This is a genomic window from Clostridium estertheticum, from assembly GCF_018861295.1.
Classification (GTDB): Bacteria; Bacillota; Clostridia; order Clostridiales; family Clostridiaceae; genus Clostridium_AD; species Clostridium_AD estertheticum_D.
This window is the reverse complement of the sequence record NZ_JAHLDM010000008.1, coordinates 163,607-172,667: the sequence shown is the minus strand read 5'-3', so window position 1 is coordinate 172,667 and position 9,061 is coordinate 163,607. Positions and strand designations below refer to the sequence as shown.

Genomic DNA, 9,061 nt, shown 5'->3' with positions numbered 1-9,061 from the left:
CAACTACTTCATTTAGAGATTACCTAATGGGCGAAGTAAGATATTCTTCACTTGCAAAAAGTTTCCCAGAAGTTGCAGAAGAATTATTTGTCAAAACAGAAAATGATGCTAAAGAAAGATTAGCAGGATACAAAAAACTTGCTAGTGAAAAATAGTATTTAAAATAAACTAAGGGGAGCATATCAACTGATATGCTCCCTTTAGATTATTAAAAAATCATTTGAAGAAACATTCTTTTTTATTTAAATTCAAATTTGTTTCAGTTAAATCATTTCCTTCTGAAATGTCGTTAAAAGTTAAGCATTGAACTATAAAGCCAAAATAGGTCAATGTAGTTTCTAGGATTTCTATTTGTTATATTATAAATATTATTTAATCGGTATCTAATAGTGTTTCTATGAATAAATAGCCTACTGGATACATTATTAAGCTCCCCATTTTCTTCTATTAAAACTTTTAAGGTTTCTCTTAACACCCCATCTTTATCATTTAATGATATTAGTTTGTACGTGTCTTCTAATTCGTTAATTTTCCATTCTTCACTATTTTGAGAAAACAACATCTCACACTTTAGTGAATTAAAAGTATAAATATTATCATTAGGATATATCTTTTTTCCAAATATAAGTGTGTCTTTAGCTATATTAAAAGATTTATACATGTCAGTTAACTTTTCATATGTTTTTCCAGTGGATATTTTTACAACAATGCCTAATTGGTTACATATTTTCTCATTAATTTCTTTTAGTTTTTCACTATAATCTTCAATTTCATTATTAATATGCACGCATTTATGTAATACTACAATGGTTTCCGAATTAATTATGGCTGCTAGTGATTCCATAAATGTTACTTCTAATAGGTTTATTATTGTATTTAATACATTTGAATCAATGTTGTCTGGATTATCTTTAAAATTAACTTCAATTATAAAAATAAGCATAGGATCATTGTATGGGATTTCAAATCTTTTAATATATTTATCTAATAAGAGAAGCGTATCTTGTTTATTAGATATAAGTGCTAGCATAACCTCTTGCTTCATTTTCTTGTTACTTTCTAATTCCCTCAGTGCATGTTCTTGCTCTATCATCATTTCTGCCGTCATTTTAATTAATTTACTATAACCTAAAACATCTTTAGGTTTCCCTGCAATACCGATTACCCCAATAACGTTATTTTGAAACTCAATAATTAAGTTGGTTCCTGAATATACACCATTTAATTTTTTACTTAGATGTTCACTAACCTTAAATTCTAATTTTGTTTTAAGCGCTATTTTTGCTCCCTCGTGTATATCTCCAATTCGTTCCTTATCTCCTGAAGCTATAATAATTCCTAATGTGTTGGTTATAATAATATTATAATTAACAACATTCATAGTCCGTTCAATAATAATTCTAGCTAATTCTGTACTTAAGAATTCCATTAATTACATCTCCTATTAAGTTATAAAAATAGATACTATGATTGGACCACAAAAACTTATGTTTTATCCGTTAGGATACTGAATTATTCCAAATTTTAACTTGTTACACTTGAATATATTGTAAAATAGTAGAAAAATAGCAATAAAAAATTTAATTAAGGCGTCAGCCGTGTTTTTGAGAATGTTAACTAGCAACCTTTTAAAATTATATGCTGCAATTTTAAATCCTACCCATAATTTTGAGCGAAGTAGCCCACGGATAGGAATATTGTCAATTTTATATCTTCGCCTTAGTACTGATGGTATACCCTCAACACCCGCTCTTTTATTAATAAGCTCGATATATTCTGATTGAGACATTTTTTCTCTTTGAAGACCATTGTTACGTCTTTTCTCGCTAACGCTGATAGTATTAAATTTCTTTTGTGACTTTATTGGGCATTCATTCTTAAGAGGACATTTTTCCCTTTATCTACAGCAAATTTACTGTAATCTAGTTTATCTGTGGATGGTTTTCTTCCAACTAGTTCACCGGGTATTAACTCAATATTTTGCTTGTTCATAGTAAGCACCAGCTGTAATCATCTGAATCTTTTCATCAGATTTTTTCTTTTCAGAAATAGCTTTTATAACATCATCTGAAAATTTAGAATCGCTGTATATATTAGGCTTAAGATCATAATTAGTTATAATGCTTGTATCATCATTAAAAGTTTCAACAATATTTGCAACATAACCAGTATTTCCAGCATACTTAAATCTATATGCATCATCTGGATCCGTAGGATTTTGAAGGCTTGTTGAAGATATCTCTTTACCACCCTTAGGTGTTAATTTATTATTTCAATCCATAGTTGTTTGATCCTTAAGCATTATAACTAAAAGTTGATAATTTTCGCTATCGGTTATAATTGAATCTAACTTTGAACAAGCATCATAAAGCAGTTTTGAATGCCTTAGTAAAATTAATAACTTAGAAGTAGCTTTTAAATCTTGAGTTCTGTATATAGTTTCATTTTTATTGCCTTTCTCAAGATATGTTAAACATTCCTCCGGAATAAGGGAACTATTATATTCATTAAGGTCTTTAATAAGCCTATAGTTTACAGAATAAACTAATTCAATCCTGCTAAGTTTTTTACATGAAGAACTAACCATTAAAGAATCTACCCTAACTTTTTTGTTATTAATGCAAAGATATTTTGCAGCAGCGGAAGCTAGCGCTTCTACTTCAAGTTTAATTAAATCAATCCATGAAGATTGTTCATATTCAATAACCCTATTTCTAAAATTTGTTAAGGTATTTATAGAAACGGGCTGTTTCTCATAAGCTGTAGTATAAAGAGCATATTGATACCTTATATCAAAGTGAAGAGAACCAATAAGTTCTTCATCAGTCTGCTGAAATATTTCTTTTATCATAAGTAAAGCAATAATGATATTTATAGGTGTGTTGGGTCTTGATGCATTATTAGTACTATAAATTACAGAAAAACGCTCCTCATTTATTTGAGGAAAAACATAATCTCTAAAGGACTGCGCCCAGCAATTCTTTAAAATATTTTAAAGATATTTGGGCATTTGGGCTACGGGATCTAAAAATGTAGTTTGTTGCGTGTTATTTTTGCAAAACATAGTAATCCTCCTTAAAGTGGTCATTTTGGTATTATTATATCATAAGCGCTATGTTTGGAAGTAATTACAAGCTTTTGTGGGATAATCATACTATATATAAATGAAATAACATACAGCGTATACTATTTTAAAATGGCGTTACATAGGATTTATTATAACTTAATCTTTTTAAGACGGATATAGCTAATTAGTTTTATTTCACAAACATAATCTTATTTTGTAGTTATCTATCTTGTCTGGTTAATTGCATATTATGTTTCTTTACTGATTAAATCATCTCTCGCAGATCTGAAGTCGTTAAACAAAAATTTTATATTCACTAGCAAAAAAACATAGCTGATGGATATAAATTTTTATATCCATCAGCTACTACAAAATAATTAAGAGTTCCTAAAACAACCTCCTGTAAATTATTGTCAGTGCTTAAATCTATTTAAGCAGTCTATTAATTCATTGTAATTATTTTTTGCTGTTATTTCTTTACCATTTAAATTTCCTATTTCTTCTTTATTGAAATCTCCATTATTATTTAAATTCACTAGAGCCTCCGTCACAGTGTTCTTAAAACCCGGAATCATATTTATTATTTTTTTTACTCCATAAATATATTCATCATCATAAAGCTTAAAGCACTGAAACAATCCTGATGTAAGTCTCCCGTCTGAAAATATGTAAATGTATCTATCGCTCATTTCATCCGACAAATCAACTTCAATTTTATGCTTATACAACCTAAATATAACATTATCTTTCTCTACGAAAACTGGAAATATCATAGAATAAAGCACTACTATTTCTTCTTCATCATCAACTAAACCTGTAAAATCATTTTTATAAAGTTTTTCAACTATATCTTCTGTAAAAATGCATTCACGTATTTCTTTTCCCAACTTACTTCTTAATGTCTGCTCTTTCTCATCAGACAAAAAATTGTCTATTGAATTAAATAATTTGTTTAGTGGCCCTTTACGCTCATCTTTTTTCATAATTATAATACCTCCTAAATCAACATACATTACATTTATAGAATTGATTTAACGTTGTAATATTCATAGTATATTTCAAGAAACTATTTAAATATTTCAAGAACTATCTTCCATAAAAGGGGATATAAAAGAACAGCGACAACTCCTGAAATAGCCATAGTTAGGCCACTCATTGCACCTTCAATTTCCCCTATTTCCATAGACCTCGCTGTTCCTAATGCGTGAGCGGATGCTCCCATAGCAATGCCTAAAGCAACTTTATCTTTAATTTTGAAGATTTTATGCAAAAATGGTCCAACAACAGATCCTATAATCCCTGTCATTATAATAGCTACAACTGTAATTGACGAAAGTCCACCTAACTGCTTAGACAGTGCGATCCCTATAGGTGTTGTTATTGATTTTGGTATTAAAGATTCTGTAAGCACATTAGTTAATCCAAATAATTTTGAAAGAAATACTACACATATAAAACCCGAAATGGCTCCACTAAAAATTCCTATAAGTATAGAAACAGCATTTTCTTTAAATAAAGCAAATTTCTTATACATTGGCAAAGCTAATGCTATCGTGGCAGGAAATAGGAAAAATGAAATTATTTGACCACCATTATTATAGTCTGCATATGGGATATGGAATTTTTCAAGAAAAAATATTAATATTATAATTGCTATTAATAATGGATTAAATATTGAAAGTCTTCCCTTGCTCTTTATGTAAATTCCAATTTCATAAGCAATGAGAGATGTTATTACACCAAAAACCGGTGAAGTAATTAAATCATTCATTTTAACGTCCCTTCCTTAAAGTTTTAACTACAAAAGCTGTTACAATCCAAACCAAACATGTGGATAAAACAACTATAATAATAAATGATATCCATTTCCCTTTTAATACACCGAAGGCTGTCATTAAACCTACTCCAGCAGGAATAAAGAAAAAGGACATATTTGATAAAAGAAACTCGCAAAGCTCTTCTATCATTTCGAATTTAACTATTCCTATTTGTAGCCCTAAAAACAGTAAAATAAGTCCTATAACCGCTCCTGGAATTGGCAAATGTAATGTTATCTGTAATACCGTTCCAACAATATATGGAATTAAAATAATCATTAATTGCCGTAAGTATTTCATTTTTTCACCTACTCGTTAAAATTTTGCCTATTTAGTCATGTAGTCTCTTGTCAAAGGCAAATCATTATTTACTCCTTTAGCAAATAATATCTGATGAAGATTGATATTACCGCAATTGAATGATGCAGCACAGGAATTTAAGTATAACCTCCACATTCTTATAAATGTTTCATCTTTAGTCTTTTCTACTATAGGTAGGGCACTTTCAAAATTTTCAGCCCAGTGTTCTAATGTTTTTCCATAATGTCTCCTAAGGCTTTCTACGTCAATTAATTCAAGTTCTAGACCTGCTATATCGGTGATAATATTTTTAATTGCAGGCACATGTCCACCTGGAAAAATATATTTATATATCCATGTATTATTACCACCTTCATTTACTGCTGTTATGCAATGAAGTAAAGAAAGGCCTTTATCATTTAATAAGTCATTTACTATATGAAAATATTCAGATAAACTTTCTAGTCCTACGTGTTCGAGCATTCCTACACTAACAATTCTATCAAAACTTACATTCTTTATTTCTCTGTAATCCTGAAGCTTAACTTCAACCAAATTTTCTAATCCCTCTAATTTTATTCTTTCAGTAGCCTTTTCAAACTGCTCTTCACTTATGGTAATTCCAGTAGCCTTCACCGAACTTATCTACAATTCCGTCCCAAAACTTAATTTCAAATGGATCGGTAAACATGCTTTTAAATATAGTCTTATAAAATAATTTATCACAAACCAAAATTTATCACTCCTTAATTAATATTAAACAGTAATCTAAGTTATTTACTGTTGTTGAAATTTTATATGTAGTAATTTATGTATTTATACAAATTGGTATATGTTGATTTTCACAGTAAAAACAAGAAAATTGATTAACAATATAAATCTATTATCATGTTTTTTTATATTACAATCAATATCTAATTGCACAAACATTAATCACTAAATTTGTATATATGCACACCGATAATTTTATTTATATAGGATATCTATTTTTATAACCAACACATTAAGAATTATTATAACATCATGAGAGAAGGGCAGTATTGAATGTTACATATAGACGATGTTGCAATAATATTGATCAAAATAAATATATTAATGATAGTATTTTCAAATATTTATACCTTTAACATTAATTGCACTTCCTTTAAAATTATAAAGAAATATGCTGTAAAAAAACACTAATGTGCATATATACAAAATTAACGATTTTTCATTTATCATAGCCTTATATATGACTCCGTTAAATAATTATACTGATTATTATTTCTTTTTAGATGATTAGGAAAGTCTTTATTACCATTTTGTTGATTGAACTTTATTAAAAATTCATTTAATTTACGTAAGGATACTATTTTACTTAATATAGTACTTTTTTTATACCCTTTTGAATTCTGGAGATAAAGTCCATATTTATTATAATTATCTTTACTTAATATGAAATAGTTATTTATATTGTTTAAAGAATACCAATCAATGTATTGATTTACGTTTTTAAGACAGACATTGGTAACATAATTTTGTTTGTATTTTTTTGTTAAATAATATTCAAAGTATTTAACAATTTCATACCGATAATATAATTTGCTTTGAAAAGTAACTACCTCAATTTCATTTCTTATATTTGTGACACTAGATTTACTTAATATCAAAATAAAACCTTCCTCTCTATATCTCACTCATTCTTAGAATTTCATCATTTCAAAAACAAACCTTCTTGGTATATATTGAATTTTTGCATTTATATGGGCAGAGATAGGTGACTTAAAGAGAACTATAATTTTTGTTAAATTATGGATACGATGGATCTCCGCATTATCTCTGGTAACTACCCTTCCATGTCTCAAAGGATCTATGTCCTAAATTCCTTTGTTCAGTCTATCCAAGAGGCAGATGTCAGTATGTGCTCCTCGACCGGGTCTATGCCCTTATGGTGTAATTTAAACCTGACTAATCCCAGTTTCTTTTTTCAAAGATCTATTTAAAAATGAGAACCTTTTATAAGTTTTCCACAATTATTGGCTTAAAAATCAGCTGTAGACATGCTGTGGATTATTTTAAATATTGCTAAATAGAAATGTCTTGTGGATAACTAACTTAGGCTACTTTGAGTTGTAGGTTAAATCCTGTATCCTTCATTAATTTTTGTGGATCATATTCAACTCTTTTAGTTATTATAGTGAAAAATATTCTTATAAGCTTGCAACATAGCAAAATTAATGACTGCTTTTTCTTTAATGGATTACTTTTCTATTTGTATAATATTCATGTAACATTTTAAACTCTTTATTTTTAGATACTAATGGCATTATTACACGGAATAAAAGTGCTCTAAGCCTAGCTCTAACTCGGTTACTTATACTTGTTTTATCTTTATGTTTACCCGAACTATTCTCAATTAGGTTTAAACCTGCAAGTTTCGGAATTTGGCTTGGATGTGTAAATCTCTTTATGTCACTAACTTCAGCAATGAATCCAGCGGCGGTCATGATTCCTACCCCTTTCATTGATACCATCTCCTTGACGCCAGGCACCTGAAAAGCTAATACCTCAAATTCAGGAAAGTATTTGTCTAACCAGTGATCTACTTTATTTTTAATTATACTTAAATTTTTAGTAAGACTTTCTCTCATTCCCATTGCTATTCTTAACGCGCTATATATTTCTTCCGGAATGCAAGGCAGAGAATACCGACCTTCAATAACAAGCTTTGCAATTGTTTTTGGATCTTTAAGGTCATTTTTTGTCTGAGAGTTATCATCTAACTCTTTACTTCTTTTAACATGAAATGGGTTAACAAGAACAAGTTTAATCCCCAGTTCCTTTAGAAAGTTTCCAAATGTGAACCAGTAATGACCTGTAGGTTGTAATCCTACAATTATGTTGTTTTTTTTATTTTCTTTTGCAACTAATTTTAACCATTCCTGAAATGTTTTAAAGCCCGCTGCTGTATTTTATCAGTAGGTACTCTTTTTTTAAAAGTTCATTTTAATTAATAACAGGAATGCTCCTCAAACATTATAAGAGCGATCACTAAGTAATATCTTTTATTTTACCTATTTTCTTAAATATAAAAGAGATACATGTTATTAATCATTACAATCAAATCACTATATCATTAATTATAGTTACTCAGTAAAAATAAGAAGATCGTTTAATAATATAAGTCTATTATTATATTTTTGCAGATGATAATCAATATCCAATTGCACAAATATAAAATGCTGATTTTGTGTATGTGCACATAATGGGTGAAGTAAGGTTTGATTATACTGATATTTTTTATATAAGATGAGTATGAAAATATTTTTGTGTTAGGAATAAATAATAACGATGACAGTGCGAAATTATTATCAAAAATTTAGTAGTTAGTTAAAAATATTTACGTTTATTTAAAGCAGAGGTGAGTGAAATAAGCATTGTTACCTTCAACTTTAACTTAAAAAAGATAAAGATCGTTAACTACTTAACAATTAATAGAAGAAATAGAAAAAGCCTATGAAGGTGTAGCTAATATTTGCCTAGAGCAAGGTGCTCTTGATGTATTTATAACGGATACAGATGAGAGAAAAGAAGCATTTGAAGCGATGTATAGTAAATCAAGAGAACTCAAAGGGTTAGTATCCGGAGAACCTGGTATTGGATTTGCAAAAAAAGCATATATGTTAGAACAATTAGGACCTGTGTATGTAGGACTTATGAAAAATATAAAATTGGCATTTGATCCTAAAAATATATTAAACCCAGGAAAAGTTTGTGAATAAAGTATGGCATATCGTCAATGTCTTTTGTAGATATTGGCGATATCTTATATTGAATTTATTCACTTGTATGCTGGCTGCTCCGAAGAAGTAAGAAAATCAATTGAACCAATCGTGGT

General features: G+C 28.7%; 10 protein-coding genes and 2 pseudogenes. 1 reads left to right on the top strand and 11 read right to left on the bottom strand.

Annotated elements, in window-relative coordinates; translation table 11 throughout:
• Positions 1-289: 289 nt before the first annotated feature.
• From KPL54_RS10515 to KPL54_RS10475, 11 genes and pseudogenes are all read right to left on the bottom strand, one after another.
• Positions 290-1,429: a sugar diacid recognition domain-containing protein gene (locus KPL54_RS10515; RefSeq protein ID WP_216106525.1), complete on the bottom strand. Its 1,140-nt coding sequence runs from the start codon at positions 1,427-1,429 to the stop codon at positions 290-292.
• Positions 1,430-1,492: 63 nt separating this feature from the next.
• Complete coding sequence (locus KPL54_RS10510; protein ID WP_268038706.1) at positions 1,493-1,837, bottom strand: transposase; 345 nt, start codon at positions 1,835-1,837, stop codon at positions 1,493-1,495.
• Positions 1,838-1,860: 23 nt separating this feature from the next.
• Entirely contained in the window at positions 1,861-1,992 is a 132-nt protein-coding gene (locus KPL54_RS26490) for a hypothetical protein (protein ID WP_268038148.1), read from the bottom strand.
• 280 nt (positions 1,993-2,272) lie between these two features.
• Positions 2,273-2,914, bottom strand: a complete 642-nt coding sequence (locus tag KPL54_RS26060; protein ID WP_309245380.1) for a transposase — start codon at positions 2,912-2,914, stop codon at positions 2,273-2,275.
• A gap of 566 nt (positions 2,915-3,480) precedes the next feature.
• Positions 3,481-4,050: a hypothetical protein gene (locus KPL54_RS10500; RefSeq protein ID WP_216106524.1), complete on the bottom strand. Its 570-nt coding sequence runs from the start codon at positions 4,048-4,050 to the stop codon at positions 3,481-3,483.
• 83 nt (positions 4,051-4,133) lie between these two features.
• A complete protein-coding gene (locus KPL54_RS10495) occupies positions 4,134-4,838 on the bottom strand; it encodes an LrgB family protein (protein ID WP_216106523.1) in 705 nt (234 codons plus the stop codon).
• 1 nt (position 4,839) lies between these two features.
• A complete protein-coding gene (locus KPL54_RS10490) occupies positions 4,840-5,184 on the bottom strand; it encodes a CidA/LrgA family protein (RefSeq protein WP_216106522.1) in 345 nt (114 codons plus the stop codon).
• Between the two features lie 27 nt (positions 5,185-5,211).
• A pseudogene (locus KPL54_RS10485) lies at positions 5,212-5,820 on the bottom strand (class I SAM-dependent methyltransferase); the annotation flags it as partial.
• Positions 5,792-5,875, bottom strand: coding sequence for a hypothetical protein (locus KPL54_RS26485; RefSeq protein WP_441294309.1), 84 nt, complete (start codon positions 5,873-5,875; stop codon positions 5,792-5,794). The pseudogene KPL54_RS10485 and the gene KPL54_RS26485, both read right to left, overlap by 29 nt.
• A gap of 526 nt (positions 5,876-6,401) precedes the next feature.
• A complete protein-coding gene (locus KPL54_RS10480) occupies positions 6,402-6,833 on the bottom strand; it encodes a hypothetical protein (RefSeq protein WP_216106521.1) in 432 nt (143 codons plus the stop codon).
• Between the two features lie 582 nt (positions 6,834-7,415).
• Positions 7,416-8,060, bottom strand: coding sequence for a transposase (locus KPL54_RS10475; RefSeq protein WP_375372986.1), 645 nt, complete (start codon positions 8,058-8,060; stop codon positions 7,416-7,418).
• Between the two features lie 690 nt (positions 8,061-8,750).
• Here KPL54_RS10475 and KPL54_RS10470 point away from each other — a divergent pair.
• A pseudogene (locus tag KPL54_RS10470) lies at positions 8,751-8,945 on the top strand (FAD-linked oxidase C-terminal domain-containing protein); the annotation flags it as partial.
• Positions 8,946-9,061 lie beyond the last annotated feature (116 nt).

Coding starts and splice junctions, on each gene's coding strand:
- KPL54_RS26485 (WP_441294309.1), bottom strand. CDS start 5,875: ATGTTTACCGATCCATTTGAAATTAAGTTTTGGGACGGAATTGTAGAT.
- KPL54_RS10500 (WP_216106524.1), bottom strand. CDS start 4,050: ATGAAAAAAGATGAGCGTAAAGGGCCACTAAACAAATTATTTAATTCA.
- KPL54_RS10495 (WP_216106523.1), bottom strand. CDS start 4,838: ATGAATGATTTAATTACTTCACCGGTTTTTGGTGTAATAACATCTCTC.
- KPL54_RS10490 (WP_216106522.1), bottom strand. CDS start 5,184: ATGAAATACTTACGGCAATTAATGATTATTTTAATTCCATATATTGTT.
- KPL54_RS10515 (WP_216106525.1), bottom strand. CDS start 1,429: ATGGAATTCTTAAGTACAGAATTAGCTAGAATTATTATTGAACGGACT.
- KPL54_RS26490 (WP_268038148.1), bottom strand. CDS start 1,992: ATGAACAAGCAAAATATTGAGTTAATACCCGGTGAACTAGTTGGAAGA.